The organism is Geobacillus sp. PLS 41, from assembly GCF_056494105.1.
The window spans coordinates 428,155-454,444 of record NZ_CM151395.1; the positions used below are offsets into that span (position 1 = coordinate 428,155).

Sequence of the window (26,290 nt, forward strand, 5' to 3'; positions counted from 1 at the left end):
TTCCTCCGCTATGATCGTAATAGACAAAGCAATGCAAAAAGCAACGCCACGGCCGCTAAAAACACGGTGTCCACCGGCTTCCAAGCGAGCTGGCGGAATTTCGTCCGCCCTTCCCCGCCGCGGTAGCCGCGCGCCTCCATGGCTGTCGCCAGCTCATCGGCTCGTTTGAACGAGCTGATAAACAGAGGCACAAGCAGTGAGACAATGGCTTTCATCCGTTCGGAAAAACGGCCGCCAGAAAAATCAACGCCGCGGGCCGCCTGTGCTTTCATAATTTTTTCCGTCTCTTCCATCAACGTTGGAATGAATCGAAGCGAAATGGCCATCATCAAGGCGAGCTCATGGACAGGAACGCGCATCTTTTTGAGCGGCCCAAGCAAACTTTCGACGCCATCGGTCACTTCAATCGGCGTCGTCGTCAACGTCAACATCGTCGTCATCCATACAAGGAGCAAAAACCTTAGGGAAATAAAGGCCCCTTGCTTGATGCCGCCTTCATATACAGAGAGCGGACCGATTTGGCAGATGACGTCTCCTTCCTTCGTCATGAAGAGATGCAACAGCAATGTAAACAACACAACCCATAAAATCGGTTTCAAGCCGCGGGCAATGAACGAAAACGGGATGCGAGACAGCGCGGCAAAGGCAAACGCAAACAGCGACAGCAGTGCATAGGTCACCGCATTGTTTGCCAAAAAGACGATCAGGACGTAAGCAAACACGATCAATAGTTTGGCGCGCGGGTCTAAGCGATGAATGACGGAATGACCAGGCACATATTGGCCGATAATCAAATGATTCGTCATGGACGCTCACCTTTGGCGAACAATTGCTCGATGGCTTCCGCTGTCTGTTCCAACGTCAAGCATGGCGACGGAATGACAACGCCGAACCGCTTTTCGAGCTGCTGTTTCAATTTGACCGTTTCCGGCACACTCAAACCGATGGCAGCCAGTTTGTCAGCGTTTCGAAAGATCTCTTCCGGCGTTCCGTGGCCCCATACCGTTCCTTCATGCATGACGATGATTTCATCGGCGTACCGGGCGGCGTCCTCCATGCTGTGGGTGACGAGGACCGTCGTCAACTGCTTTTCCCGATGGAGGCGATAAAACATCTCCATCATCTCTTTGCGCCCGCGCGGATCAAGGCCTGCGGTCGGTTCATCGAGCACGAGCACTTCCGGCTCGAGCGCGAGCACGCCGGCGATGGCGACGCGCCGCATTTGCCCTCCGCTCAAATCAAACGGCGATCTCACCAATACGTCTTCACTCAATCCGACGAGCTTAATGAGCTCCCGCGCCTTCCGCTTCGCCTCGTCTTCCGGCACGCCAAAATTGAGCGGGCCAAAACAAATATCTTTCTCCACCGTTTCTTCAAACAACTGGTGCTCCGGGAACTGGAAGACGACCCCGACCTTTTTGCGCAGCGGTTTCAGCTGGTTTGGCCGCTTATGGCTCGTGATCGTCTCTTCGCCGATCTTCACCGCTCCGCTTGTCGGCTGCAGCAGCCCGTTTAAATGCTGAAGGAGGGTCGATTTTCCTGAGCCCGTATGCCCAACCACGGCGACGTACGCCCCGCTTCGGATGGCGACATTGACATCATAGAGCGCCCGACGGGCAAGCGGTGAACGGGCGTTGTACACATGCTCTACTTTTTCGAATACAATGTCCATAGCTCCTCGACCAACTCCTCTGTCGTAAAATACCCAATCCGAAGCGGAATGCCTCGTTCCCGCAAGCGGCTGCCCATTTTCACGGCAAACGGCAAATCAAGACCGATGCGCTCGAGCTTGCTTCCGAGCCGAAAGATTTGCTCCGGCGTCCCTTCTGCCATCACTTCGCCTTTGTTCATCACAATGAGGCGGTCCGCCTTCGCTGCCTCTTCCAAATCATGGGTAATTGACAAGACGGTAATGCGCTGCTGGCGGTTCAGGCGGCGCACCGTCTCAAGCACTTCTTCCCTTCCACGCGGGTCAAGCATCGATGTCGCTTCATCCAAAATGATCATATCGGGGCGGAGCGCCAAAATGCCAGCGATGGCGACGCGCTGTTTTTGCCCCCCAGACAACCGGTGCGGCTCATAATGGAGAAACGGCTCCATATGGACTTGGCGAATGGCCTCGCGAATGCGCTCGACCATTTCCAAGCGCGGAATGCCGTTGTTTTCAAGGGCAAAAGCGATGTCGTCTTCCACGGTCGCACCGACAAACTGGTTGTCCGGGTTCTGGAACACAAGGCCGACGCGGCGGCGCACCTCCCAAACGGTTGCGTCGTTCAAAAGGCGTCCAAACAAGCGAATGGCGCCCCGCTCCGGCCGAAGCAAGCCGATCAGCATCCGAGCGATGGTCGATTTGCCGGATCCGTTATGGCCGACGATCGCTAACCACTCCCCGCGCTCGGCCGTGAAGCTGACGTTTTGCACCGCATAGTCGGATTGATTTGGATAGCGAAAGGACACTCCCTCGATCGACAAGATTGGTTCGGCCATGATCGTTTCCCCTTGCTTCGCCGCGTTGCAAACGCAGCCTGCTAAATGATGGTAAACAAAAAAAGGGCATAGATCCAGTTCAAACGAAACTGTCTCGCCCTTGTTGAAATGAAACCGTTACACGAGTTCAATAATGACCATCGGCGCCCCGTCACCGCGGCGAGGACCAAGTTTCATAATGCGCGTATAGCCGCCTTGGCGATCTTGGTAGCGCGGCGCAATGTCGCTGAACAGCTTTTGCAACGCATCCTGGCCGGTTTCGCTGTTGGCGACCTCCTTGCGGATGAATGCCGCTGCTTGGCGGCGGGCATGCAAATCGCCGCGTTTGCCGAGCGTAATCATTTTTTCCATGACCGAGCGCAGTTCTTTCGCCCGCGCTTCCGTCGTTTCAATGCGTTCGTTGATGATTAAGTCTGTTGCCAAGTCGCGAAGCAGTGCTTTTCGTTGCGAAGTCGTGCGTCCTAATTTTCTGTACGACATCAAATGTCCCTCCCTTTTAAAGTGATGTGTTCCTCATGGTGGCCATCATCAAAGCAATATGGTGAAAGTGTGTTTCCGGCTTGCCGGCGGAGGCCGGCACTTAGTCGTCTTTGCGCAGGCTGAGGCCAAGCTCAGCCAGTTTCGCTTTTACTTCCTCAAGCGACTTGCGGCCGAGGTTGCGCACTTTCATCATATCTTCTTCCGTTTTTTGCGTCAGTTCTTGAACAGTGTTGATGCCGGCCCGCTTCAAGCAATTGTAGGAACGAACCGAAAGATCGAGTTCCTCGATCGTCATTTCGAGCACTTTTTCTTTTTGATCGTCCTCTTTCTCCACCATGATCTCCGCATTTTGCGCCTCATCCGTCAAGCCGACAAAAATGTTCAGATGCTCCGTTAAAATTTTCGCTCCAAGGGAAATGGCCTCTTTCGGCCCGATGCTTCCATCCGTCCACACATCAATGGTCAGCTTGTCATAGTCCGTCACTTGGCCGACCCTTGTATTCTCGACTTGATAGGAAACTCGGGAGACCGGCGTATAAATGGAATCGATCGGAATGACGCCGATGGGCTGGTCTTCGCGCTTATTCGCCTCAGCAGGAACATATCCGCGCCCCCGCTTGGCGGTCATGCGCATGCGCAGGCGGCCGCCTTCCGCCAGCGTCGCGATATGAAGGTCCGGGTTTAAAATTTCTACATCGCTGTCGTGAGTGATATCGGCAGCCGTGACAACTCCTTCACCCTGCACATCAATCTCCAACGTTTTCTCTTCGTCTGAATAAATTTTCAACGCTAGTTTTTTGATATTCAAAATGATAGCTGTCACATCTTCAACAACGCCGTCAATCGTTGAAAACTCATGCAAGACGCCGTCGATTTGCACCGATGTTACAGCTGCACCAGGGAGTGAAGACAATAGGATACGACGCAAGGAGTTCCCTAAGGTTGTACCATATCCACGCTCAAGCGGTTCGACGACGAATTTGCCATATTTGGCATCTTCGCTCAGTTCGACCGTTTCAATTTTCGGCTTTTCAATTTCAATCATCGATTATTATACCCTCCTTCAAAACGTCGAGACCCCGATCAAACGGTACACGCCTAACAACATTCCCCCATGAATCTCTCTTTACGCTTGCCTGCCATGGTCTTTATCATATCCCATTATTGACAATGGTGCAAATTCTATACAGGGGCGTTACACGCGGCGACGTTTTGGCGGACGGCATCCATTGTGCGGGATTGGAGTGACGTCTTTGATCGCCGTAATTTCCAACCCGGCTGCTTGCAATGCACGGATCGCTGCCTCGCGGCCAGCCCCCGGACCTTTGACGTTCACTTCGACCGTTTTCATGCCATGCTCCATCGACGCTTTCGCTGCTGCTTCAGCCGCCATTTGCGCCGCAAACGGCGTTGATTTGCGCGAACCTTTGAACCCCAGCGAACCAGCGCTCGCCCAAGCAATGGCGTTGCCATGAACATCCGTAATCGTCACGATCGTGTTGTTGAACGTTGAACGGATATGGGCGATGCCTGTATCAATATTTTTTCTTACCCGGCGTTTACGAGTGTTTGTTCTGCGTGCCATTCGTCAAATGACCTCCTTTGCGTAATTATTTTTTCTTGTTCGCTACCGTGCGGCGCGGACCTTTGCGCGTGCGGGCATTGTTTTTCGTGTTTTGGCCGCGAACCGGCAATCCGCGGCGATGGCGAAGACCACGATAGCAGCCGATCTCCATCAACCGTTTAATATTTAACGATACTTCACGCCGCAAATCGCCTTCCACTTTTAAGCGGCCGACGATTTCACGAATGCGGCCAAGCTCTTCTTCCGTTAAGTCGCGAACGCGTGTGTCTTCCGATACGCCGGCTTCTTTTAAGATTTTTTGTGCTGTCGGTTTGCCGATCCCATAAATGTATGTTAACGAAATGACTACCCGTTTATCACGCGGAATATCGACACCTGCAATGCGTGCCATATGATACACCTCCTTGAAAATTACCCTTGGCGTTGTTTATGCTTCGGATTTTCACAAATGATCATAACTTTGCCGCGTCTGCGAATAACTTTGCACTTTTCGCAAATCGGTTTGACAGATGGTCTTACTTTCATGTTGTTTACCTCCCTAATTGAACGGAGTGCATTCCTTTATTTATATCGATACGTGATCCGTCCACGCGTCAAATCATACGGCGACAGCTCCACCGTCACCCGGTCGCCAGGCAAAATGCGAATGAAATGCATGCGGATCTTGCCGGATACATGAGCCAACACCGTGTGCCCATTTTCTAATTCTACACGAAACATCGCATTTGGCAATGTTTCGATGACGGTGCCTTCCACTTCAATTACATCATCTTTCGCCATCGAGCGGCTCTCCCTCCTTCGAATGAGTAACATTGTGTTACGCAAAACCGAACGTGATATCCATGATGATCGAGAAGACGTTTACCCCTTCCCACTTATGAAGTGGGAGACTCATTTCCACAATGTGTTAAAATTTCGCAGCCATCTTCTGTAATGACAATCGTATGTTCGAAATGGGCGCACCGTTTTCCATCGGCCGTGACGACGGTCCAATCGTCGGCCAACGTTTTCACGTAACGGCTGCCGGCATTGACCATCGGTTCGATGCACAGCGCCATCCCTGGCCGCAAAATCGGGCCTTTGTTCGGCGGCCCATAATGTGGGATTTGTGGGTCTTCATGTAAGTGTTGACCAATTCCATGCCCGACATACTCGCGAACAACGGAAAAGTGATGCGCTTCGACATACGTTTGAATCGCATGGGAGATGTTCGTTAAACGAGCGCCCGGTTTTGCCTCGGCGAGCCCGACGTACAGCGATTGCTCTGTCACGTCAAGCAACCGTTTCGTCTCGGCGTCGATCTCCCCGACCGGATACGTCCAGGCCGAGTCGGCGTGATAGCCTTCATACTGCGCGCCGACATCGATCGTAATAATATCGCCTTCCCGCAATGCGCGGCTGCTGGGAATCCCGTGCACAAGCTCTTCATTCACCGAGGCGCAAATGCTCCCTGGAAACCCTTGATACCCTTTAAACGACGGAATGGCGCCATGGGAACGAATCACTTCCTCCGCGATGGCGTCCAGTTCCTTTGTTGTGATCCCGGGACGAATGTGCTTTTGCAATTCTTTCAATGTAAGGGAAACGATTTTTCCCGCCTCGCGCATCAAAGCAATTTCCTGCGCGGTTTTGCAACGAATCATCGAGCAAGTCCCCCGAGCACTTCACAAATATCAGCAAACACCTTTTCCATTTCCTGTTCGCCGTTAATGTGGCGCAAATAGCCTTTTTGCTCGTAAAAATCGAGGAGCGGCTTCATTTGTTTCATATTCACCTCAAGCCGATTGGCCACCGTTGCTTCATTATCATCGGGGCGCTGGTACAGATCGCCACCGCATTTATCGCATACGCCCGGTTTCGCCGGCGGATGAAAAACGAGATGGTACGTTGCTCCGCAGTTGCGGCAAATACGTCTGCCGGTCAGGCGCTCCATTAAGACCTCTTGGCGAACGTCGATATGGATGACATAGTCAAGCTTGCGCCCGATTTCCGAAAGCAACCTCTCAAGCGCTTCTGCTTGGGCGACCGTGCGCGGGAATCCATCGAGCAAAAAACCATTTTGGCAATCCTCTTTGCTCAGCCGTTCGCGGACGATGCCGATCGTCACCTCATCCGGCACAAGATCACCGCGGTCCATATACTGCTTTGCCTGCAACCCTAACGGCGTCCCTTCTTTGATCGCCGCTCGAAACATATCTCCCGTTGAAATATGCGGAATTCCGTAAGCCTCGACAATTTTCCCGGCCTGCGTGCCTTTGCCGGCACCCGGCAGCCCCATCAGCACTAAATTCATCCTAACTCCCCCTATCGGCAAGGGACGTCCGTTCTTGCCTTCTTTATTTGATGAATCCACGGTAATGGCGTTTCACCAGCTGGCTCTCAAGCTGCTTCATCGTCTCAAGCGCCACGCCGACGACAATAAGCAAGCTCGTACCGCCGATTCGTGCGGAAGACGGCAAGTTGGCAAAGTTCACAAAGAACACCGGCAGCACAGCGACAACCGCCAAAAAGATTGATCCGACCAGCGTCAGCCGGTATAAAATTCTCGTCACGTACTCTTGTGTGTTTTTCCCAGGGCGAATACCTGGGATGTAGCCGCCTTGTTTTTTCAAGTTGTCCGCCATCTGCTCCGGATTGACTTGAACAAACGCATAAAAGTACGTAAACGCGATGATGAGCACGACGTAAATGATCATCCCAACCGGGTGCGTATAATCAAACGTTCGGCGAATCCACAATGTTACATCATTCGTGCCAAAAAACGATGCAATGGTCGGTGGTGCAATCAAAAACGATACAGCGAAAATGACCGGAATGACTCCCGCTGGGTTCACTTTGAGCGGCAAATGAGTCGAGTGGCCGCCCACCGGGCTTCGGCCCTCAAGCCGCTTTGCGTATTGAATCGGAATTTTCCGGAACGCCTGCTGGATGTAAATGACACCAACGATGACGGCAACGACCGCCAACGCCACAAGCAGGAGCCGGACGATGCGCAAAAACACATCTTCCCCGACATTTTCAAACTGTTGGGCGTAAATTTGGTTCAAGACCGTCGGAATGCCTGAGACAATCCCGGCGAAAATAATGATCGAAATGCCATTGCCCACGCCTTTCGCGGTGATCTGTTCGCCGAGCCACATTAAAAATGCGGTGCCGGCGGTCAAGACAACCGCGATCAACAAATACGTGCCGATGCCCGGATTTCGAATGAGCATCCCGCCAGCCAAGTTGTTAAAGCCGTACGACATGCCGATGGCTTGGATAAACCCGAGCACGACCGTGAAATAGCGGGTAAACTGAGCTAATTTACGCCGGCCTACCTCGCCTTGCTTCGACCACTCCGTAAATTTGGGAACAACGTCCATTTGCAGCAGCTGGACGATAATCGATGCCGTAATATAGGGCATAACCCCCATGGCAAAAATCGAAAAGTTTTGCAGCGCCCCGCCGCCGAAAATGTTCAGGACGCCGAATGCATTCAATTCATCTTGCAGTTTTAACACATCCGCGTTCACGCCCGGAACAGGGATGAACGTTCCAATGCGGAACACGATCAACATAAGAAGAGTGAAAATAATTTTGTTTCGAATATCACTGACGCGCATAAAATTGGAGATTGTCCGAAACATTAAATCACCTCAGTTTTACCGCCAGCCGCCTCAATGGCCTCTTTCGCCGATGCCGAGAACTTATGCGCTTTGACCGTCAGCTTTTTCTCGATTTGGCCTTTGCCCAAAATTTTCACACCCGATTTCAACTTGCTGATGACGCCCGTCTCAAGAAGCAATTCCGGCGTCACTTCCGTTCCGTCTTCAAAACGATTCAGTTTTTCCAGATTCACAACCGCATACTCTTTCCGATTGATGTTCGTAAATCCTCGTTTCGGCAAACGGCGGAACAGCGGAGTTTGACCGCCTTCAAACCCAAGACGAACTCCTCCACCTGAGCGGGCATTTTGACCTTTTTGACCGCGGCCGGACGTTTTGCCGTTGCCCGAACCGATCCCGCGGCCGACGCGCACAGCTTTCTTTCGGGATCCCGGCGCTGGTTTTAGTTCATGAAGTTTCATGGCAAAGCACCTCCTTATGATTCATTATTCTTCAATTTCTTTGACTTTGACAAGGTGGGCCACTTTGTTGATCATCCCGCGGATTGCAGGATTGTCATTGTGGACGACCGTTTGGTGCATTTTTCGCAGGCCGAGCGTTCTGACGGTAACGCGTTGGTCTTCCGGACGGCCAATCACGCTGCGCGTGAGGGTAATCGCCAGTTTTTTTGCCATGATCGTTCCCTCCTTATCCTAACAGTTCCTCGACTGTTTTGCCGCGCAATCTCGCTACGTCTTCGGCGCGTTTTAATTGTTTCAGCCCATCAAACGTTGCGCGCACCATGTTGATTGGCGTGTTTGAACCGATCGATTTCGACAAGATGTCGCTGATGCCCGCCAGCTCTAATACAGCACGCGCCGGACCCCCAGCGATGACCCCGGTACCTTCGGAAGCGGGTTTCAAAATGATTTCCCCGGCACCGAAATGGCCGATGACTTCATGCGGAATCGTTGTGCCGACGATCGGCACTTCAATTAAGTTTTTCTTCGCATCTTCAATCGCTTTGCGGATCGCTTCTGGAACCTCTTGTGCTTTTCCGGTGCCAAATCCGACATGGCCGTTTTTATCGCCGACGACGACGAGAGCTGAAAAGCGCAGGCGACGTCCGCCTTTTACGACTTTTGCTACACGGTTGACCGCGACTACACGCTCTTCCAATTCAAGTTTGTTTGGATCGATACGACGCATCGTTGTCCCTCCTTTGTAATTAGAATTCCAAGCCGGCTTCGCGGGCGGCGTCTGCCAATGCTTTTACCCGTCCGTGATATAAATACCCGCCACGGTCGAACACGACTTTTTTAATGCCTTTTTCCAATGCACGTTTGGCGACAAGTTCGCCGACTTTTTTCGCTGCCTCAATGTTGTTCGTCGAATCTAAGCCAAACTCTTTGTCCAACGTCGAGGCGCTGACGATCGTTGACGATTTTGTATCATCGATAATTTGCGCGTAAATATGTTTATTGGAACGGAACACGCTCAACCGCGGACGTTCAGCCGTGCCGAAGATTTTTTTGCGGATGCGCGCGTGTCTTTTTCTTCCGAACCGCGTTTCGGTCCACTTTCGTGATCATCGAATGTCACTCCTTTCGCTTCGCTATGCCGCGTTATTTACCAGTTTTGCCTTCTTTCAGGCGCACAAGCTCACCTTCGTAGCGGATGCCTTTGCCTTTATACGGCTCTGGCGGACGAACCGCGCGAATGTTGGCGGCCAGTTCGCCGACGCGCTGTTTGTCTGCCCCTTTGACGATGATTTTCGTTTGGGATGGCACTTCAATTTCAAGCCCTTCTTCCGGCTCAATTTCTACCGGATGAGAATAACCGACGCTCAATACAAGCTTTTTCCCTTGTTTCGACGCCCGGTACCCGACACCAACGAGTTCGAGCGCTTTTTCATAACCTTTCGAAACGCCTTCGACCATGTTGGCAAGCAAGCTGCGCGTTGTGCCATGGAGCGCGCGATGATGTTTTTCATCGCTTGGACGCGTAACCGTGATGACATTGCCCTCAACCGTGATCGTCATATCTGGATGGAACGTGCGGGTCAGCTCCCCTTTCGGCCCTTTGACCGTAACCGTGTTGCCGTTGACCGTAACGGTGACACCGGCAGGAATTTCAATTGGTTTTTTGCCGACACGTGACATGTCAAAAACACCTCCATTCTTGAGCAGATAGATTACCAAACGTAGGCGATTACTTCGCCGCCCGTGCCTTTTTGCCGTGCTTCTTTGTCTGTTAAGATGCCCTGCGATGTCGAAAGAATCGCGATCCCTAAGCCGTTCAGGACGCGCGGCACTTCATGGGCTTTGACGTAAACGCGCAACCCCGGTTTGCTGATGCGTTTCAGCCCGGTAATGACACGTTCGTTGTTCGGACCGTATTTCAAGAAGATGCGGAGAATGCCTTGTTTGTTGTCTTCGATATATTCATAATCACGAATAAACCCTTCGCGCTTTAAAATTTCCGCGATTTCCCGCTTGATTTTCGAAGCCGGGACTTCGAGCTTTTCGTGACGCACCATATTCGCATTGCGGATGCGAGTCAGCATATCAGCAATTGGATCTGTCATCACCATTATGTTTTACCTCCTTCCCAATCAATGGGTTGATTACCAGCTGGCTTTTTTGATGCCTGGAAGTTGACCTTTGTATGCGAGCTCACGGAAACAAATACGGCACAATTTGAATTTTCGATAGACCGAGTGCGGGCGGCCGCAGCGCTCGCAACGGGTGTACGCTCTCACTTTAAACTTCGGTGTCCGTTTTTGTTTCGCGATCATCGATTTTTTAGCCACGATTTCGCCTCCCTTGCGTTATGGGATCATTATTTTTGGAATGGCATGCCGAGCAACGTCAGCAGTTCACGAGCTTCTTCATCCGTGTTGGCCGTTGTGACGATCACGATGTCCATGCCGCGCACTTTGTTCACTTTATCGTAGTCAATCTCAGGGAAAATGAGCTGTTCTTTAATGCCGAGCGTATAGTTGCCGCGGCCGTCAAACGACTTTTTCGATACGCCGCGGAAGTCGCGCACGCGCGGAAGCGAGACCGAAATCAACTTATCGAGAAACTCATACATCCGTTCGCCGCGCAGCGTCACTTTCGCACCAATCGGCATCCCTTGGCGAAGACGGAAGCCGGCGATCGATTTTTTCGCACGCGTTACCACCGGACGCTGACCGGCGATCAGCGTCAGCTCTTCAACGGCGCTGTCTAATGCTTTCGGGTTTTGCACCGCATCGCCGACACCCATGTTGATGACGATTTTTTCGATTTTTGGCACTTGCATGATCGATTTATAGTTGAACTTGCTCATGAGAGCAGGTACGACTTCGTTTACATACTTCTCTTTCAGGCGGTTCATAAAAGTACCTCCCTTCCTGCGTCACGGTTATTTATCCAAAATCTCGCCGGATTTTTTCGCATAGCGCACTTTTTTGCCATCGACAATTTTATAGCCGATGCGCGTCGGTTCACCCGTTTTCGGGTCGAGCGGCATGACTTTCGAAACGTGGATCGGCGCTTCCTTCTCAATGATGCCGCCTTGCGGGTTCGCTTGCGACGGTTTCGCATGCTTTTTCACAATATTGACGCCCTCGACGATGACGCGGTTTTTCTTCGGAAACGCCGCTAGAATGACGCCTTGCTTGCCTTTGTCTTTGCCGGAGATTACTTGCACTTTATCGCCTTTTTTTACATGCATCGCATTCGCACCTCCTTGAAACGCTGTTCCGTTCCATTAAATAACTTCCGGAGCTAAAGAAATGATTTTCATGAAGTCTTTATCGCGCAATTCACGGGCAACCGGTCCGAAAATCCGCGTGCCGCGCGGGCTTTTGTCATCACGGATGATGACGCAGGCGTTTTCGTCAAAGCGGATGTACGAGCCGTCCGGACGGCGCACCCCGCGTTTCGTACGAACAACAACTGCTTTCACGACTTGACCTTTTTTAACAACGCCACCTGGTGTCGCATCTTTGACCGTCGCCACAACGACGTCGCCGATGTTCGCATAGCGGCGACCCGAGCCTCCGAGCACTTTAATGACAAGCACTTCGCGTGCACCAGAGTTATCAGCTACTTTCAAGCGAGATTCTTGTTGAATCATCGACGAAACCTCCTTTCGGAATTATCTCTCCGAACTAAGTGAAGAACGATTACAGAACAACCGCTTTTTCAATGACTTCCACTAAGCGGAAGCGTTTTGTGGCCGACAGCGGGCGAGTTTCCATAATTTTCACGATATCGCCGACTTTCGCGATGTTATGTTCATCATGCGCCTTATATTTTTTCGAATATTTCACGCGTTTGCCGTACAGCGGATGTTTTTTGTACGTTTCGACCAACACGGTGATCGTTTTGTCCATTTTGTCCGATACAACCCGCCCGACGTACACTTTGCGTTGATTGCGTTGGCTCATTCCACAAACCTCCTCTCAAACACATTATTTATTGGCAGCGAGCTCACGTTCGCGAATAATCGTTTTCATGCGGGCGATGTCTTTGCGCACTTGGCGGATGCGCGCCGTGTTTTCCAATTGACCTGTGGCCAGTTGGAAGCGAAGGTTGAACAATTCTTCCTTCAACGCTTTAATTTTTTGTTCGATCTCGGCAGTGGTCAACTCACGGATTTCTTTCGCTTTCATTACGCTTCACCACCAGTTTCTTCACGTTTTACAAATTTGCATTTGATCGGAAGTTTGTGAGAAGCGAGACGCAATGCTTCACGTGCCACTTCCTCAGAAACACCGCCCACTTCAAACATCACTTTGCCTGGTTTGACAACGGCGACCCAGCCTTCCGGCGCCCCTTTACCAGAACCCATCCGCACTTCAAGCGGTTTTGCCGTATACGGTTTGGATGGGAAAATGCGGATCCATACCTTCCCGCCCCGTCTCATGTAACGGGTCATCGCCCGACGGGCTGCTTCGATTTGCCGGTTCGTAATCCAAGCTGATTCTAATGCTTGCAACCCAAATTCACCGAAATGAACTTCCGTGCCGCCTTTCGCCCGGCCTTTCATCCGTCCGCGATGTTCACGGCGATATTTGACGCGTTTTGGCATTAACATGATTATTTTCCTCCTTCCTCAGCTTTTTTCTTGGTCGGAAGGACTTCTCCACGATAAATCCATACTTTCACGCCGATTTTTCCGTACGTCGTATCGGCTTCTGCTGTTCCATAGTCAATGTCAGCGCGCAGCGTATGGAGTGGAACCGTCCCTTCGCTGTAATGCTCCGAACGAGCGATGTCAGCCCCGCCCAAACGGCCGGATACCATCGTTTTGATCCCTTTCGCCCCAGCGCGCATCGCACGTTGGATCGCTTGTTTTTGCGCCCGGCGGAACGATACGCGGTTTTCAAGCTGACGAGCGATATTTTCAGCAACAAGACGTGCATCCAAGTCCGGTTTTTTGATTTCTACAATGTTGATATGGACGCGTTTACCGGTCAATTGCGCGAGCGCTTTACGGAGCGCTTCCACTTCCGAACCGCCTTTCCCGATGACCATGCCCGGTTTGGCGGTATGGATCGTTACGTTGACCCGGTTGGCTGCCCGTTCAATCTCCACGCGGGAGACGGCCGCGTCTTGCAGGCGTTTGCTAATGTATTCACGGATTTTCAAGTCTTCGTGCAACAGATCTGCATAGTCTTTTTCCGCATACCATCTCGATTCCCAGTCACGAATGATGCCGATGCGCAGACCGATCGGGTTGACCTTTTGACCCACGGATTATCCCTCCTTCTTTTCTGAAACGACGATCGTAATATGGCTTGTGCGTTTGTTAATGGCGCTTGCCCGTCCCATGGCGCGCGGACGGAACCGTTTCAGCGTCGGGCCTTCGTCGACATACGCTTGAGTAATGACCAAGTTGTTGACGTCCATGTCATAGTTGTGTTCAGCGTTGGCGACTGCTGATTTCAACACTTTCTCAATGATCGGGGAAGCTGCTTTTGGTGTATGGCGCAAAATAGCGAACGCTTCGCCCACTTCTTTCCCGCGAATCAAGTCAATGACTAAGCGCGCTTTACGAGGAGCGATGCGAACGGTTCTTGCAACAGCTTTGGCTTGCATATCTAGAACCTCCTCTCATTACCGTTTCGTTTTCTTGTCATCGCCAGCATGGCCGCGGAACGTGCGCGTCGGCGCAAATTCGCCGAGTTTGTGCCCGACCATGTCTTCCGTGATGTAGACCGGAACATGTTTGCGGCCATCGTACACCGCGATCGTATGCCCAACAAACTGCGGGAAGATCGTCGAACGGCGAGACCACGTTTTGATCACTTGTTTTTGCCCTGTTGCATTCAGTTTTTCGATTTTTTTCATCAAATGCTCATCGCAAAACGGACCTTTTTTCAAGCTGCGACCCATAAGTGAACCTCCCTTCTGAATTGCGCTCGTTCATTATTTCTTGCGGCGACGGATGATGAATTTATCCGATTTGTTTTTCTTTTTGCGTGTTTTGTATCCAAGCGTCGGTTTGCCCCATGGCGTCATCGGCGATTTGCGTCCGATTGGCGCTTTCCCTTCACCACCGCCGTGCGGATGGTCAACCGGGTTCATAACCGAACCGCGAACTGTCGGGCGAATTCCCAACCAGCGGGCGCGTCCTGCTTTCCCGATGTTGACAAGTTCGTGTTGCTCGTTGCCGACTTCACCAACCGTTGCACGGCATTTGCCTAAAATCATGCGCACTTCGCCGGAAGCCAAACGAACGATGACGTATTTTCCTTCTTTCCCGAGCACTTGCGCCGACGTACCAGCTGCACGCACCAATTGTCCGCCGCGGCCCGGTTTCAGCTCAATATTGTGGACGAGCGTACCGACTGGGATGTTCTCAAGCGGAAGCGCATTGCCGATTTTAATGTCCGCATCCGGACCGGACATGATTTCCATGCCGACTTTCAAGTTTTTCGGCGCGATAATGTAGCGTTTTTCACCGTCTGCATAGTTGATGAGCGCGATATTGGCAGAACGGTTCGGATCGTATTCAATCGTAGCAACGCGTCCTGGAATTCCGTCTTTGTCGCGTTTAAAGTCGATAATCCGATATTGGCGTTTATGGCCGCCGCCTTGATGGCGCACCGTAATTTTCCCTTGATTGTTGCGGCCCGCCTTTTTCTTTAACGGAGCAAGCAGCGATTTTTCCGGCTGATCTGTCGTAATTTCCGAGAAATCAAGCACCGTCATGCCGCGACGGCCGTTCGATGTCGGTTTGTACTTCTTGATCGCCATCGGAATGTCCCTCCTTCATCGTTTATGTTACACTTCAAACAGTTCGATCTCTTTGCTGTCCGGCGTCAGCGTGACGATCGCTTTGCGGCGGCGGTTCGTATAGCCGCTGTAGCGGCCGACGCGTTTAAATTTCCCTTTATAGTTCATGATGTTCACTTTGGCTACTTTAACGCCAAAAATTTTCTCGACGGCGTCTTTCACTTCCGTCTTGTTCGCTTTGACGTCGACCTCAAACGTATATTTTTTTTGCCCGATCAAATTCATTGTATTTTCCGTGATGATGGGGCGCTTAATAATGTCGCGGGGGTCTTTCATTATGCAAGCACCTCCTCTACTTTCTCCACGGCCGCCTTCGTAATGACGAGTTTGTCATGGTTGAGCACATCGAGCACATTGATGCCGTTGGCTGCCACCACTTTGACGCCTGGAATGTTGCGCGCCGACAGATATACATTCTCATTCAGCTCGTCGGTCACAATGAGTGCTTTCCGATCCACTGAGAGATTGTTTAAAATTTTGACCATTTCCTTCGTCTTCGGTGCTTCAAGCGACAATTGATCCAATACAACGATGTCGTTTTCGAGCACTTTCGAAGACAATGCCGATTTGATGGCTAAACGGCGAACTTTTTTCGGAAGTTTGTAGCTGTAGCTGCGCGGAACTGGACCAAAGACCGTACCGCCGCCGCGCCATTGCGGAGCGCGAATCGAACCTTGACGGGCGCGTCCTGTCCCTTTTTGGCGCCATGGCTTGCGGCCGCCGCCGCTCACTTCAGCGCGGTTTTTCGTTTTATGCGTTCCTTGACGCATCGAGGCGCGTTGCATAATCACTGCTTCAAACAACACATGCTTATTCGGTTCAATCCCAAAAACGGCGTCGTTCAACTCGATTTCGCCGACCGTCTGACCGTTTTGGTTGTATAATGCTACTTTTGGCATTACGTAGTTCCTCCTTTCTTGGCCGGATGTTATTTCGCCTTCTTCGCCGCTTTCACGGCGCTTTTGACGATGACTAAGCCTTTTCTCGGACCCGGCACATTGCCTTTAATGAGCAGCAAGTTGCGCTCCGGATCCACTTTCACGATTTTCAAGTTTTGGATCGTCACGCGCTCACCGCCCATGCGGCCCGGCAAGTTTTTCGTTTTGAAAACGCGGTTTGGCGCGATGGACCCCATCGAACCCGGACGGCGATGATAACGGGAACCGTGAGCCATTGGTCCACGTGATTGACCGTGGCGTTTGATCGCCCCTTGGAAACCTTTCCCTTTCGAAATGCCCGTGACATCGACAATTTCGCCTTCGCTGAAAATGTCAACTTTCACTTCTTGGCCAACTTCATATTCATCGATGTTGGCGCCGCGGATTTCACGAATGAAGCGCTTAGGTGCCGTGTTAGCTTTGGCAGCATGGCCAATTTGCGGTTTATTGGCGCGTTTTTCGCTAATATCTTCAAAACCTAATTGGATCGCTTCGTAACCGTCGTTTTCGATCGTTTTCTTTTGCAGGACGACATTCGGCGTCGCATGGATGACGGTTACCGGAATCAAATCGCCATTTTCCGCAAATATTTGCGTCATACCGATCTTTCTTCCTAAGATTCCTTTCGTCATGTGTCACACCTCCCAGTCGATCAAAGTTTAATTTCAATATCAACGCCCGACGGCAAATCGAGACGCATTAACGAATCAACCGTTTGCGGAGTCGGGTTGATGATGTCGATCAAACGTTTATGCGTCCGCATTTCGAATTGTTCACGGGAGTCTTTGTACTTATGAACGGCGCGCAAGATCGTATACACCGTTCTTTCCGTCGGCAGCGGGATCGGCCCCGACACTTTTGCCCCGGAACGTTTTGCGGTTTCCACAATTTTCTCCGCCGATTGGTCTAAAATTCGATGATCGTAAGCTTTTAAACGAATGCGAATTTTTTCTTTTGCCATTTGGTTTCCCTCCTTCTTCGCCTATTTTGAAAATAGACTTCTCCACGGAAATTTCCTGCACACCGCCGTGGCAAAGCGGCCGGGTGTGTCAGCAACCTTCCGCTTCATCGCAGTCAAAGACCAACATTTGATATTATACTGGTATGTAAGCAAGATTGCAAGTGATTTCTTTGCTTTTCCCACACTTCTTCTATTATACATAGCCGCCATCCCGTTTTCAACACAGCCGCCAATCTGACGGTCAAGATGGCATCAAAAAAAGGATGTCCATTGCTGGACACCCTTTTTTGCCGTGATTACTCGATGATTTCCGATACAGAGCCAGCGCCGACCGTACGGCCGCCTTCGCGGATTGAGAATTTCGTACCTTCTTCGATCGCGATCGGGGCGATCAGTTCCACCGTCATTTCAACGTTGTCGCCAGGCATAACCATTTCGACGCCTTCCGGAAGCGTGATAATGCCCGTTACGTCCGTCGTACGGAAGTAGAATTGCGGACGGTAGTTCGAGAAGAACGGAGTATGGCGTCCGCCTTCTTCTTTCGTCAGGACGTATACTTGCGCTTTGAATTTCGTGTGCGGCGTGATCGAACCAGGTTTCGCCAATACTTGGCCGCGCTCGACTTCATCACGAGATACGCCGCGGAGAAGCGCACCGATGTTGTCGCCAGCTTCCGCTTGATCGAGAAGTTTGCGGAACATTTCTACACCCGTAACGGTCGTCGTTTTCGGCTCATCCGACAAACCGATGATTTCAACCGGGTCGCCAACTTTCAACGTACCGCGTTCAACACGGCCTGTTGCAACCGTACCGCGGCCCGTGATCGAGAAGACGTCCTCGATTGGCATCATGAACGGTTTGTCCACTTCACGTTGCGGCGTCGGGATGTATTCGTCAACCGCATTCATCAGTTCAATGATTTTTTCTTCCCATTGCGGGTCGCCTTCAAGCGCTTTTAATGCCGAACCTTTGATGACCGGCACTTCATCGCCTGGGAAGTCGTATTCAGAGAGAAGATCGCGAACTTCCATTTCAACAAGTTCAAGCAATTCTTCGTCGTCCACCATGTCGCATTTGTTCAAGAATACAACGATGTACGGAACACCGACTTGGCGGGAGAGAAGAATGTGTTCGCGCGTTTGCGGCATCGGACCGTCAGCCGCCGAGACAACAAGGATCGCGCCGTCCATTTGCGCCGCGCCCGTGATCATGTTTTTGACGTAGTCAGCGTGGCCCGGGCAGTCAACGTGCGCATAGTGGCGAGCATCTGTTTCATACTCGACGTGCGCCGTCGAAATCGTAATCCCGCGTTCACGCTCTTCCGGAGCAGCGTCGATTTGGTCGTACGCTTTTGCTTCGGCTTTCCCTTGTTTCGCCAAAACCGTCGTGATCGCAGCTGTCAACGTCGTTTTCCCGTGGTCAACGTGGCCGATCGTGCCAATGTTGACGTGCGGTTTCGTGCGCTCAAATTTCGCTTTAGCCATGAGAGATATCCTCCTTAAAAGTAAGATATGAATTTATATGGTTGGGTAAGTATAGGATGCTTGGGAACAAAACGTTCCCAAGTCTTACTTACATAAGTATTTATAGCGAAACTAGCAAGAGAAATCAATTATTCGCCTTTATTTTTTTTGATAATTTCATCGGCGATGTTTTTCGGAACTTCTTCATAGTGGTCAAACACCATCGAGAACGTTCCGCGTCCTTGCGTGTTCGAACGGAGCGATGTCGCATAACCGAACATTTCAGCCAACGGCACCATCGCCCGGACGACTTGGGCGTTGCCGCGCGCTTCCATCCCCTCGATGCGGCCGCGACGGGACGTGATGTCGCCCATGATGTCACCGAGGTACTCTTCAGGGATGACGACTTCGACTTTCATGATCGGTTCCAAAAGAACCGGATCGCACTTCGTCGCGGCGTTTTTCAATGCCAAGGAAGCAGCGATTTTGAATGCCATTTCGCTCGAGTCGACATCGTGGTACGATCCGTCAAACAGTTTCGCTTTAATGTCGACAACCGGATAGCCGGCTAAGACGCCGTTTTGCATCGCTTCTTCCAATCCAGCTTGGACGGCCGGCACATACTCTTTCGGAACAACCCCACCGACGATGGCGTTCTCGAATTCGAAGCCTTTGCCGCGCTCGTTCGGCGAGAATTCGATCCAAACGTGGCCGTATTGACCGCGGCCGCCGGATTGACGGATGAATTTGCCTTCGACTTGCGCCGATTTGCGGAACGTTTCGCGGTAGGCAACTTGCGGCGCCCCGACGTTCGCTTCGACTTTGAACTCGCGGCGCATCCGGTCGACGATGATGTCAAGATGCAACTCGCCCATTCCGGAGATGATCGTTTGTCCCGTTTCCGGGTCGGTGTGAGCGCGGAAAGTCGGGTCTTCTTCTTGCAATTTTTGCAGCGCTTGGCTCATTTTGTCTTGATCGGCTTTCGACTTCGGCTCGATTGCCACCGAAATGACCGGTTCTGGGAATTGCATCGACTCTAAAATGACAGGATGCTTCTCATCACATAGAGTATCACCGGTCGTCGTATCTTTTAAACCTACCGCTGCGGCAATATCACCGGCATAGACTTTCGAAATTTCTTGACGGTGGTTCGCGTGCATTTGCAACAAGCGGCCGATCCGTTCGCGCTTCCCTTTCGTCGTGTTCATCACATATGAACCGGAATCAAGCGTTCCAGAGTAGACGCGAATAAACGTCAATTTCCCGACATACGGGTCAGTCATGATTTTAAATGCCAAAGCGGCAAACGGAGCGTCATCGCTTGCTTCACGTGTCACTTCTTCTTCGGTATCCGGAACGACGCCGCGAATCGCCGGGATGTCAACCGGAGACGGCAAGTAGTCGACAACGCCGTCAAGAAGCAGCTGAACACCTTTGTTTTTGAATGCCGAACCGCAGAAGACCGGGAAGAATTCAACGCTGATCGTCGCTTTGCGGATCGCGGCCTTCAGCTCTTCCGTCGTGATTTCTTCCCCTTCCAAATATTTCATCATTAATTCTTCGTCCAGCTCAGCGACCGCCTCAATCAGCTTGTTATGGTACTCTTCTGCCATATCGCGGTATTCTTCCGGAATGTCAATGCGCTCAATGTTTTTGCCAAGCTCATCATGGTAATGGTACGCGCACATTTCAACCAAGTCGATAATGCCGGAGAATTGATCTTCAGCGCCGATCGGCAGTTGCACCGGATGGGCGTTCGCTTGCAGGCGGTCATGGAGCGTTTTCACCGAATACAAGAAATCGGCGCCGATTTTATCCATTTTGTTGACGAACACGATCCGTGGGACGCCATATGTCGTCGCTTGGCGCCAAACGGTTTCCGTTTGCGGTTCAACACCCGATTGCGCGTCTAAGACTGTGATGGCCCCGTCCAATACGCGCAACGAACGCTCAACCTCGACCGTAAAGTCGACGTGCCCCGGCGTGTCGATGATGTTGATGCGATGGCCTTTCCATTGCGCCGTTGTCGCCGCCGACGTGATCGTAATTCCGCGCTCTTGTTCTTGTTCCATCCAGTCCATCGTTGCCGCACCTTCATGCACTTCCCCGATTTTATGAACGCGGCCGGTATAGAACAAGATCCGTTCAGTCGTCGTCGTTTTCCCGGCGTCAATGTGCGCCATAATCCCTATGTTGCGAGTCTTTTCCAAGGAGAACTCTCTTGCCATAGTGGTTATTTTCTCCTTCCTTCAAATATGAAATATAAGTAGATGGCGCCGCCATCGATGGCGCAATCCCCTTGTCTTTGAAGTTGTCCCACGCGCGACCGGAAAGGCCGCAATATATAGGAAGATAGGTGAATAGGCAACCGCAGTGCCTCCTCACCTATTTCCTTTAGGCGACGCTCCTTACCAGCGGTAATGGGCAAACGCGCGGTTCGCTTCAGCCATTTTATGTGTATCTTCGCGTTTTTTCACCGCTGCACCCGTGTTGTTGGCAGCGTCCATAATTTCATTTGCCAAGCGCTCTTCCATCGTTTTTTCGTTGCGAAGACGTGCATATTGCACGAGCCAGCGCAAACCGAGAGAAACGCGGCGGTCCGGACGAACCTCGACCGGAACTTGGTAGTTCGCCCCACCAACGCGGCGAGCGCGCACTTCCAACACCGGCATAACGTTTTTCAACGCTTGCTCAAACACTTCCATTGGATCTTTACCCGTGCGCTCACGGATAATATCAAACGCGGTGTAAAGAATTTTTTGCGCTTTTGATTTTTTGCCGTCGATCATAATTTTATTGATCAAACGGGTAACAAGCTTCGAATTGTAAATTGGATCTGGCAGTACGTCACGTTTAGCAACAGGGCCTCTACGTGGCATAGTGTTTCCTCCCTTCAGGAAAACATTCTCTTCATTTCATTATTTTTTCGCTGCTTTTGGTTTTTTCGCGCCGTATTTCGAACGACCTTGCATCCGGTTCGCTACGCCTGCAGCATCCAGCGCCCCACGGATGATATGGTAGCGTACCCCCGGCAAGTCTTTGACACGTCCGCCGCGGATGAGCACAACGCTGTGTTCTTGCAAGTTATGGCCGATCCCCGGAATGTACGCCGTAACTTCAATCCCATTTGTCAAGCGGACACGGGCGTATTTCCGCAACGCCGAGTTCGGTTTTTTCGGCGTCATCGTGCCGACACGCGTGCAAACGCCGCGTTTTTGCGGAGACGACACATTCGTTTGCTCTTTTTTGAAGCTGTTATACCCTTTGTTCAACGCAGGGGATTTCGATTTAACGACTTTTTTCTCGCGTCCTTTGCGGACCAATTGGTTGATTGTAGGCATGAAAAGATCCTCCTTTCGCATGCATCGTTTAAGCCCACATATCCAGGTGGTTCATCGTTTATGCAAATAAAGGTTTTAGGGGAGAAAGGCAAAACGTTACCGAAGGATCGCCACCGCGGCCGCACCGACTTGGATTTTGCACGCCTTGCCAAGCTTTTTCATCGAATCGACTTTTGTGACCGGCACGTTTGCCTCATTGGCGGCGGCGGTCACTTTTTCGATGATCGGCAAGTCGGCATCCTCCGCCACGATCACTTCCGCTGCTTTCCCTTCCTTTAAAGCCCTTATCGTTTGTTTGGTTCCAATGACAATTTTTCCAGCCTGTAATACTTTTTCATAAGACATGTAACATATCCTCCAAAGTACCAGGTTGTTGGAACACCTTTATTAGACTACCATTTTCTTTGTCGATTGTCAACTGGATTTTTCATTAGATGATGGCCGGCCAAGGAGCGCCTTAGCCGGCCACTTGGTTCGCGTTATTTGGAAGACACCGTGTCGCTAGCCGTTTCCTTTTTGACGGCCGGCTTCACTTTCCGGTAGCGGGCCATACCGGTTCCAGCCGGGACGAGTTTGCCGATAATGACGTTTTCCTTCAAGCCAAGCAGTTCATCACGTTTTCCTTTGATGGCCGCATCCGTCAAGACGCGCGTCGTTTCTTGGAACGAAGCAGCCGACAAGAACGAATCCGTCTCAAGCGACGCTTTCGTGATGCCGAGCAACACCTGGCGGGCCGTCGCCGGCCGTTTCCCTTCGCGAAGAGCTTTGGCGTTGACATCCGTAAACTGGTGGACATCCAACAGCGTGCCCGGCAGCACATCGGTGTCGCCGGCATCGATGACGCGCACTTTGCGCAGCATTTGCCGCACCATGACCTCGATATGCTTATCGCTGATTTCCACCCCTTGCATCCGGTACACTTTTTGCACTTCACGAAGCAAGTACTCTTGAACGGATGTAATATCGCGCACGCGCAACAACTGTTTCGGGTCGACCGAGCCTTCTGTCAGCTCTTGGCCGCGTTCGACGCGCTGACCTTCTTCGACTTTCAGCCGCGCGTTGTACGGCGCTACATATGTCCGCGTTTCAACCTCACCTTGCACGACAACTTCATATTGGTTGTCACGCGTTTTGTTAATCGAGATGACCGTGCCGTCAATTTCCGAAATGACCGCTTGCCCTTTCGGGTTGCGCGCTTCAAACAGCTCTTGCACCCGCGGCAAACCTTGAGTGATATCGTCGCCGGCGACGCCGCCTGTATGGAACGTCCGCATTGTCAGCTGCGTGCCCGGCTCGCCGATCGACTGAGCGGCGATAATGCCGACGGCTTCGCCAACTTCGACGTCCATGCCGGTCGCCATGTTGCGGCCGTAACATTTTTTGCAGACGCCATGGCGCGTGTTGCAGGCGAATACGGAGCGAATCCATACTTCCGTAATGCCGGCTTTCATGATCTCATTGGCGATATCTTCGGTGATCATCTCGTCTTTGCGGACGATCACTTCGCCCGTTTCCGGATGGCGCACCGTTTTGTGCGCATAGCGGCCGACAAGCCGCTCTTCAAGCTTGACGACAACTTCCGTGCCATCCGTCAGCGCCCGCGCCAAAATGCCGCGGTCGGTGCCGCAATCTTCTTCGCGGACGATGACGTCTTGGGCCACGTCGACAAGGCGGCGCGTGAGATAGCCTGAGTCGGCCGTTTTGAGCGCCGTATCCGCCAATCCTTTTCGCGCGCCGTGCGTCGAGATAAAGTATTCCAACACCGTCAAGCCTTCGCGGAACGACGACTTGATCGGCAGCTCAATGATCCGGCCGGCCGGGTTGGCCATCAAACCGCGCATCCCCGCAAGCTGCGTAAAGTTCGACGCGTTCCCGCGCGCTCCGGAATCGCTCATCATAAAGATCGGGTTGCGTTTATCAAGCGACTTCATCAACCGGTCTTGAATTTTGTCTTTCGCCGCGCTCCAGATGGAGATGACGCGCTCGTACCGCTCTTCGTCGGTAATCAACCCGCGGCGGAACTGCTTCAAAACCGTATCGACTTTCGCTTGCGCTTCATCCAAAATTTCTTGTTTTTCCGGCAGGACGACGATATCGGCCACGCCGATCGTGATGCCGGCCTTCGTCGAATATTGGAAGCCAAGGTCTTTCATGCGGTCGAGCATCTTCGATGTTTCGGTGATTTTGAACCGTTTGAACACTTCAGCGATAATTTGCCCGAGCACTTTTTTCTTAAACGGCGGCACGAGTTCGCGCTTGCGAATTTCTTCGCGCACGTTGACCCCTTTGTCAAGGAAGTACTTGTCCGGCGTCCGCCCTTCAATGTTTTCCGTCGTCGGCTCGTTGATGTACGGGAACGAATTCGGCAAAATTTCGTTGAAAATGAGCTTGCCGACGGTCGTTAAGAGCAACTTGTTGTTTTGCTCTTCGGTAAACGTTTCGTTTTTCAGCGAACCGGCATGAATGGCAATGCGCGAATGGAGATGGACGTAGCCGTTATGGTAAGCAAGCAGCGCCTCGTCCGTGTCTTTGAACACCATGCCTTCGCCGATGGCTCCCTCGCGCTCCATCGTCAAGTAGTAGTTGCCCAACACCATGTCTTGTGATGGTGTCACGACCGGCTTCCCATCTTTCGGGTTCAAAATGTTTTGCGCCGCCAACATCAACAAGCGCGCTTCGGCTTGCGCCTCAGCTGACAGCGGCACGTGCACCGCCATTTGGTCGCCGTCAAAGTCAGCGTTGTACGCCGTGCAAACAAGCGGATGAAGACGGATCGCCCGCCCTTCCACAAGCGTTGGTTCAAACGCCTGAATGCCGAGACGGTGCAGCGTCGGGGCGCGGTTTAACAGCACCGGATGTTCTTTAATGACATCTTCCAGCACATCCCATACTTCCGGATGGACGCGCTCGATTTTCCGTTTCGCGCTTTTAATGTTGTGCGCCAAGCCCCGCTCGACAAGCTCCTTCATAACAAACGGCTTGAACAACTCTAGCGCCATTTCTTTCGGCAAGCCGCATTGATACATTTTCAAGTTCGGGCCGACGACGATGACGGAACGGCCGGAATAGTCCACGCGCTTGCCGAGCAAGTTTTGCCGAAAGCGGCCTTGCTTCCCTTTCAGCATATGAGAAAGCGATTTTAACGGACGGTTCCCCGGACCGGTCACCGGACGGCCGCGGCGGCCGTTATCGATCAAAGCATCAACCGCCTCTTGCAGCATCCGCTTCTCATTTTGGACGATAATGTTCGGCGCACCGAGATCAAGCAGCCGTTTCAGCCGGTTGTTGCGGTTGATGACGCGGCGGTACAAATCGTTCAAATCCGATGTTGCAAACCGCCCGCCGTCAAGCTGAACCATCGGGCGCAACTCCGGCGGAATGACCGGCAGTACATCAAGCACCATCCATGCCGGATCGTTCCCTGAACTGCGGAACGCTTCAAGCACTTCAAGCCGCTTAATGATGCGGGCGCGCCGTTGCCCTTGCGCCGTTTTCAGCTCTTCTTTCAGCGCGGCCACCTCTTTATCCAAATCAATGTCTTGGAGCAGCTTTTTGATCGCCTCCGCCCCCATCGACGCTTGGAACGATTGACCGTACTTCTCGCGATAGGCGCGGTATTCCTTTTCCGACAACAGCTGCTTTTTCTCAAGCGGCGTATCACCCGGGTCGGTGACGACATAGGATGCAAAATAAATGACCTCTTCGAGCGCCCGCGGCGACATGTCAAGAACCAATCCCATCCGGCTCGGGATGCCTTTGAAATACCAGATGTGCGAAACCGGGGCGGCGAGCTCAATATGGCCCATCCGTTCGCGGCGGACTTTCGAGCGCGTCACTTCGACGCCGCAGCGGTCGCAGACGACGCCTTTGTAGCGAACGCGTTTATATTTGCCGCAATGGCATTCCCAGTCTTTCGTCGGACCGAAAATGCGCTCGCAAAACAAGCCGTCTTTTTCCGGCTTTAACGTCCGATAGTTGATTGTCTCCGGCTTTTTGACTTCGCCATACGACCAAGAACGAATTTTCTCCGGGGAAGCGAGCCCAATTTTCATGTACTCAAACTTATTGACATCTAGCAAGGGGTATACCTCCCTTTTTGATCCGTCGGTTTTCCGTTCGCTCAAGCGGCCAATGGCGGGGAACAGCTCCCCGCCTG

38 protein-coding genes and 1 pseudogene are annotated in these 26,290 nt (G+C 52.0%); all 39 read right to left on the reverse strand.

Annotation, left to right across the window (positions count from 1 at the left end; translation table 11 throughout):
• Positions 1-8: 8 nt before the first annotated feature.
• Positions 9-806, reverse strand: coding sequence for an energy-coupling factor transporter transmembrane component T family protein (locus tag ACVX3G_RS01970; protein WP_014194606.1), 798 nt, complete (start codon positions 804-806; stop codon positions 9-11).
• The gene (locus tag ACVX3G_RS01975) at positions 803-1,672 is read right to left on the reverse strand and encodes an energy-coupling factor ABC transporter ATP-binding protein (protein ID WP_014194605.1); all 870 of its coding nucleotides are present in this window, start codon (positions 1,670-1,672) and stop codon (positions 803-805) included. Before ACVX3G_RS01975 ends, ACVX3G_RS01970 begins: the two co-directional genes overlap by 4 nt.
• The gene (locus ACVX3G_RS01980; protein WP_014194604.1) at positions 1,648-2,487 is read right to left on the reverse strand and encodes an energy-coupling factor ABC transporter ATP-binding protein; all 840 of its coding nucleotides are present in this window, start codon (positions 2,485-2,487) and stop codon (positions 1,648-1,650) included. Before ACVX3G_RS01980 ends, ACVX3G_RS01975 begins: the two co-directional genes overlap by 25 nt.
• Positions 2,488-2,604: 117 nt before the next feature.
• Complete coding sequence (rplQ, locus tag ACVX3G_RS01985; protein ID WP_011229646.1) at positions 2,605-2,967, reverse strand: 50S ribosomal protein L17; 363 nt, start codon at positions 2,965-2,967, stop codon at positions 2,605-2,607.
• A 100-nt stretch (positions 2,968-3,067) separates the two neighbouring features.
• Positions 3,068-4,012: a DNA-directed RNA polymerase subunit alpha gene (locus tag ACVX3G_RS01990; RefSeq protein ID WP_011229645.1), complete on the reverse strand. Its 945-nt coding sequence runs from the start codon at positions 4,010-4,012 to the stop codon at positions 3,068-3,070.
• A 150-nt stretch (positions 4,013-4,162) separates the two neighbouring features.
• On the reverse strand, positions 4,163-4,552 hold the full coding sequence (gene rpsK, locus ACVX3G_RS01995; protein WP_011229644.1) for a 30S ribosomal protein S11: 390 nt from the start codon (positions 4,550-4,552) through the stop codon (positions 4,163-4,165).
• Positions 4,553-4,577: 25 nt separating this feature from the next.
• Positions 4,578-4,943, reverse strand: coding sequence for a 30S ribosomal protein S13 (rpsM, locus tag ACVX3G_RS02000; protein WP_008881920.1), 366 nt, complete (start codon positions 4,941-4,943; stop codon positions 4,578-4,580).
• A 20-nt stretch (positions 4,944-4,963) separates the two neighbouring features.
• Complete coding sequence (gene rpmJ, locus ACVX3G_RS02005; RefSeq protein ID WP_011229643.1) at positions 4,964-5,077, reverse strand: 50S ribosomal protein L36; 114 nt, start codon at positions 5,075-5,077, stop codon at positions 4,964-4,966.
• A 36-nt stretch (positions 5,078-5,113) separates the two neighbouring features.
• Positions 5,114-5,332, reverse strand: a complete 219-nt coding sequence (gene infA, locus ACVX3G_RS02010) for a translation initiation factor IF-1 (RefSeq protein ID WP_011229642.1) — start codon at positions 5,330-5,332, stop codon at positions 5,114-5,116.
• Positions 5,333-5,427: 95 nt separating this feature from the next.
• Positions 5,428-6,195 (reverse strand): type I methionyl aminopeptidase, encoded by a 768-nt coding sequence (map, locus tag ACVX3G_RS02015; RefSeq protein ID WP_011229641.1) that lies wholly within the window; start codon positions 6,193-6,195, stop codon positions 5,428-5,430.
• The gene (locus ACVX3G_RS02020; RefSeq protein WP_014194603.1) at positions 6,192-6,845 is read right to left on the reverse strand and encodes an adenylate kinase; all 654 of its coding nucleotides are present in this window, start codon (positions 6,843-6,845) and stop codon (positions 6,192-6,194) included. The genes map and ACVX3G_RS02020 overlap by 4 nt, the downstream gene beginning before the upstream one ends.
• A 43-nt stretch (positions 6,846-6,888) precedes the next feature.
• Positions 6,889-8,181 (reverse strand): preprotein translocase subunit SecY, encoded by a 1,293-nt coding sequence (gene secY / locus ACVX3G_RS02025; RefSeq protein ID WP_011229639.1) that lies wholly within the window; start codon positions 8,179-8,181, stop codon positions 6,889-6,891.
• Entirely contained in the window at positions 8,181-8,621 is a 441-nt protein-coding gene (rplO, locus tag ACVX3G_RS02030) for a 50S ribosomal protein L15 (protein ID WP_013143982.1), read from the reverse strand. Before rplO ends, secY begins: the two co-directional genes overlap by 1 nt.
• 24 nt (positions 8,622-8,645) lie before the next feature.
• Complete coding sequence (gene rpmD / locus ACVX3G_RS02035) at positions 8,646-8,834, reverse strand: 50S ribosomal protein L30 (RefSeq protein WP_014194602.1); 189 nt, start codon at positions 8,832-8,834, stop codon at positions 8,646-8,648.
• Positions 8,835-8,847: 13 nt separating this feature from the next.
• Complete coding sequence (gene rpsE, locus ACVX3G_RS02040; protein WP_011229636.1) at positions 8,848-9,348, reverse strand: 30S ribosomal protein S5; 501 nt, start codon at positions 9,346-9,348, stop codon at positions 8,848-8,850.
• 19 nt (positions 9,349-9,367) lie between these two features.
• Positions 9,368-9,731, reverse strand: a pseudogene (rplR, locus tag ACVX3G_RS02045) (50S ribosomal protein L18).
• Between the two features lie 33 nt (positions 9,732-9,764).
• A complete protein-coding gene (gene rplF / locus ACVX3G_RS02050; RefSeq protein ID WP_011229634.1) occupies positions 9,765-10,301 on the reverse strand; it encodes a 50S ribosomal protein L6 in 537 nt (178 codons plus the stop codon).
• A gap of 32 nt (positions 10,302-10,333) precedes the next feature.
• Positions 10,334-10,732, reverse strand: a complete 399-nt coding sequence (rpsH, locus tag ACVX3G_RS02055) for a 30S ribosomal protein S8 (protein WP_012820490.1) — start codon at positions 10,730-10,732, stop codon at positions 10,334-10,336.
• 33 nt (positions 10,733-10,765) lie between these two features.
• Positions 10,766-10,951, reverse strand: a complete 186-nt coding sequence (locus tag ACVX3G_RS02060; RefSeq protein ID WP_003247599.1) for a type Z 30S ribosomal protein S14 — start codon at positions 10,949-10,951, stop codon at positions 10,766-10,768.
• 29 nt (positions 10,952-10,980) lie between these two features.
• Positions 10,981-11,520 carry a 50S ribosomal protein L5 gene (rplE, locus tag ACVX3G_RS02065; RefSeq protein WP_014194601.1) on the reverse strand — a complete coding sequence of 180 codons (540 nt, stop codon included), beginning with the start codon at positions 11,518-11,520 and terminating at the stop codon, positions 10,981-10,983.
• A 27-nt stretch (positions 11,521-11,547) separates the two neighbouring features.
• The gene (gene rplX / locus ACVX3G_RS02070; RefSeq protein WP_011229631.1) at positions 11,548-11,859 is read right to left on the reverse strand and encodes a 50S ribosomal protein L24; all 312 of its coding nucleotides are present in this window, start codon (positions 11,857-11,859) and stop codon (positions 11,548-11,550) included.
• A gap of 36 nt (positions 11,860-11,895) precedes the next feature.
• Positions 11,896-12,264, reverse strand: a complete 369-nt coding sequence (gene rplN / locus ACVX3G_RS02075) for a 50S ribosomal protein L14 (protein WP_011229630.1) — start codon at positions 12,262-12,264, stop codon at positions 11,896-11,898.
• 49 nt (positions 12,265-12,313) lie between these two features.
• On the reverse strand, positions 12,314-12,577 hold the full coding sequence (rpsQ, locus tag ACVX3G_RS02080) for a 30S ribosomal protein S17 (RefSeq protein ID WP_011229629.1): 264 nt from the start codon (positions 12,575-12,577) through the stop codon (positions 12,314-12,316).
• Positions 12,578-12,601: 24 nt separating this feature from the next.
• A complete protein-coding gene (gene rpmC / locus ACVX3G_RS02085) occupies positions 12,602-12,802 on the reverse strand; it encodes a 50S ribosomal protein L29 (protein WP_011229628.1) in 201 nt (66 codons plus the stop codon).
• Positions 12,802-13,227, reverse strand: a complete 426-nt coding sequence (gene rplP, locus ACVX3G_RS02090; protein ID WP_011229627.1) for a 50S ribosomal protein L16 — start codon at positions 13,225-13,227, stop codon at positions 12,802-12,804. Before rplP ends, rpmC begins: the two co-directional genes overlap by 1 nt.
• Before the next feature lie 2 nt (positions 13,228-13,229).
• On the reverse strand, positions 13,230-13,886 hold the full coding sequence (rpsC, locus tag ACVX3G_RS02095; protein ID WP_011229626.1) for a 30S ribosomal protein S3: 657 nt from the start codon (positions 13,884-13,886) through the stop codon (positions 13,230-13,232).
• Between the two features lie 3 nt (positions 13,887-13,889).
• Positions 13,890-14,231: a 50S ribosomal protein L22 gene (rplV, locus tag ACVX3G_RS02100; protein WP_011229625.1), complete on the reverse strand. Its 342-nt coding sequence runs from the start codon at positions 14,229-14,231 to the stop codon at positions 13,890-13,892.
• Positions 14,232-14,249: 18 nt separating this feature from the next.
• Positions 14,250-14,528, reverse strand: coding sequence for a 30S ribosomal protein S19 (gene rpsS / locus ACVX3G_RS02105; RefSeq protein WP_011229624.1), 279 nt, complete (start codon positions 14,526-14,528; stop codon positions 14,250-14,252).
• Positions 14,529-14,561: 33 nt separating this feature from the next.
• Positions 14,562-15,392, reverse strand: a complete 831-nt coding sequence (gene rplB, locus ACVX3G_RS02110) for a 50S ribosomal protein L2 (RefSeq protein WP_011229623.1) — start codon at positions 15,390-15,392, stop codon at positions 14,562-14,564.
• Positions 15,393-15,419: 27 nt separating this feature from the next.
• Positions 15,420-15,707 (reverse strand): 50S ribosomal protein L23, encoded by a 288-nt coding sequence (gene rplW, locus ACVX3G_RS02115; protein WP_011229622.1) that lies wholly within the window; start codon positions 15,705-15,707, stop codon positions 15,420-15,422.
• Positions 15,707-16,330, reverse strand: a complete 624-nt coding sequence (gene rplD / locus ACVX3G_RS02120; RefSeq protein ID WP_011229621.1) for a 50S ribosomal protein L4 — start codon at positions 16,328-16,330, stop codon at positions 15,707-15,709. Before rplD ends, rplW begins: the two co-directional genes overlap by 1 nt.
• Positions 16,331-16,359: 29 nt before the next feature.
• Positions 16,360-17,001: a 50S ribosomal protein L3 gene (rplC, locus tag ACVX3G_RS02125; protein ID WP_011229620.1), complete on the reverse strand. Its 642-nt coding sequence runs from the start codon at positions 16,999-17,001 to the stop codon at positions 16,360-16,362.
• Positions 17,002-17,021: 20 nt separating this feature from the next.
• Positions 17,022-17,330 carry a 30S ribosomal protein S10 gene (gene rpsJ, locus ACVX3G_RS02130; RefSeq protein ID WP_008881945.1) on the reverse strand — a complete coding sequence of 103 codons (309 nt, stop codon included), beginning with the start codon at positions 17,328-17,330 and terminating at the stop codon, positions 17,022-17,024.
• A 296-nt stretch (positions 17,331-17,626) separates the two neighbouring features.
• A complete protein-coding gene (gene tuf / locus ACVX3G_RS02135; RefSeq protein WP_011229619.1) occupies positions 17,627-18,814 on the reverse strand; it encodes an elongation factor Tu in 1,188 nt (395 codons plus the stop codon).
• Positions 18,815-18,942: 128 nt separating this feature from the next.
• The gene (gene fusA, locus ACVX3G_RS02140) at positions 18,943-21,021 is read right to left on the reverse strand and encodes an elongation factor G (RefSeq protein ID WP_014194600.1); all 2,079 of its coding nucleotides are present in this window, start codon (positions 21,019-21,021) and stop codon (positions 18,943-18,945) included.
• Positions 21,022-21,201: 180 nt separating this feature from the next.
• The gene (rpsG, locus tag ACVX3G_RS02145) at positions 21,202-21,672 is read right to left on the reverse strand and encodes a 30S ribosomal protein S7 (RefSeq protein ID WP_011229617.1); all 471 of its coding nucleotides are present in this window, start codon (positions 21,670-21,672) and stop codon (positions 21,202-21,204) included.
• A gap of 39 nt (positions 21,673-21,711) precedes the next feature.
• Positions 21,712-22,134 (reverse strand): 30S ribosomal protein S12, encoded by a 423-nt coding sequence (rpsL, locus tag ACVX3G_RS02150; RefSeq protein WP_011229616.1) that lies wholly within the window; start codon positions 22,132-22,134, stop codon positions 21,712-21,714.
• Between the two features lie 96 nt (positions 22,135-22,230).
• Positions 22,231-22,479, reverse strand: a complete 249-nt coding sequence (locus tag ACVX3G_RS02155) for a 50S ribosomal protein L7ae-like protein (protein ID WP_011229615.1) — start codon at positions 22,477-22,479, stop codon at positions 22,231-22,233.
• A 134-nt stretch (positions 22,480-22,613) separates the two neighbouring features.
• Positions 22,614-26,213 (reverse strand): DNA-directed RNA polymerase subunit beta', encoded by a 3,600-nt coding sequence (gene rpoC / locus ACVX3G_RS02160; protein WP_011229614.1) that lies wholly within the window; start codon positions 26,211-26,213, stop codon positions 22,614-22,616.
• Positions 26,214-26,290 lie beyond the last annotated feature (77 nt).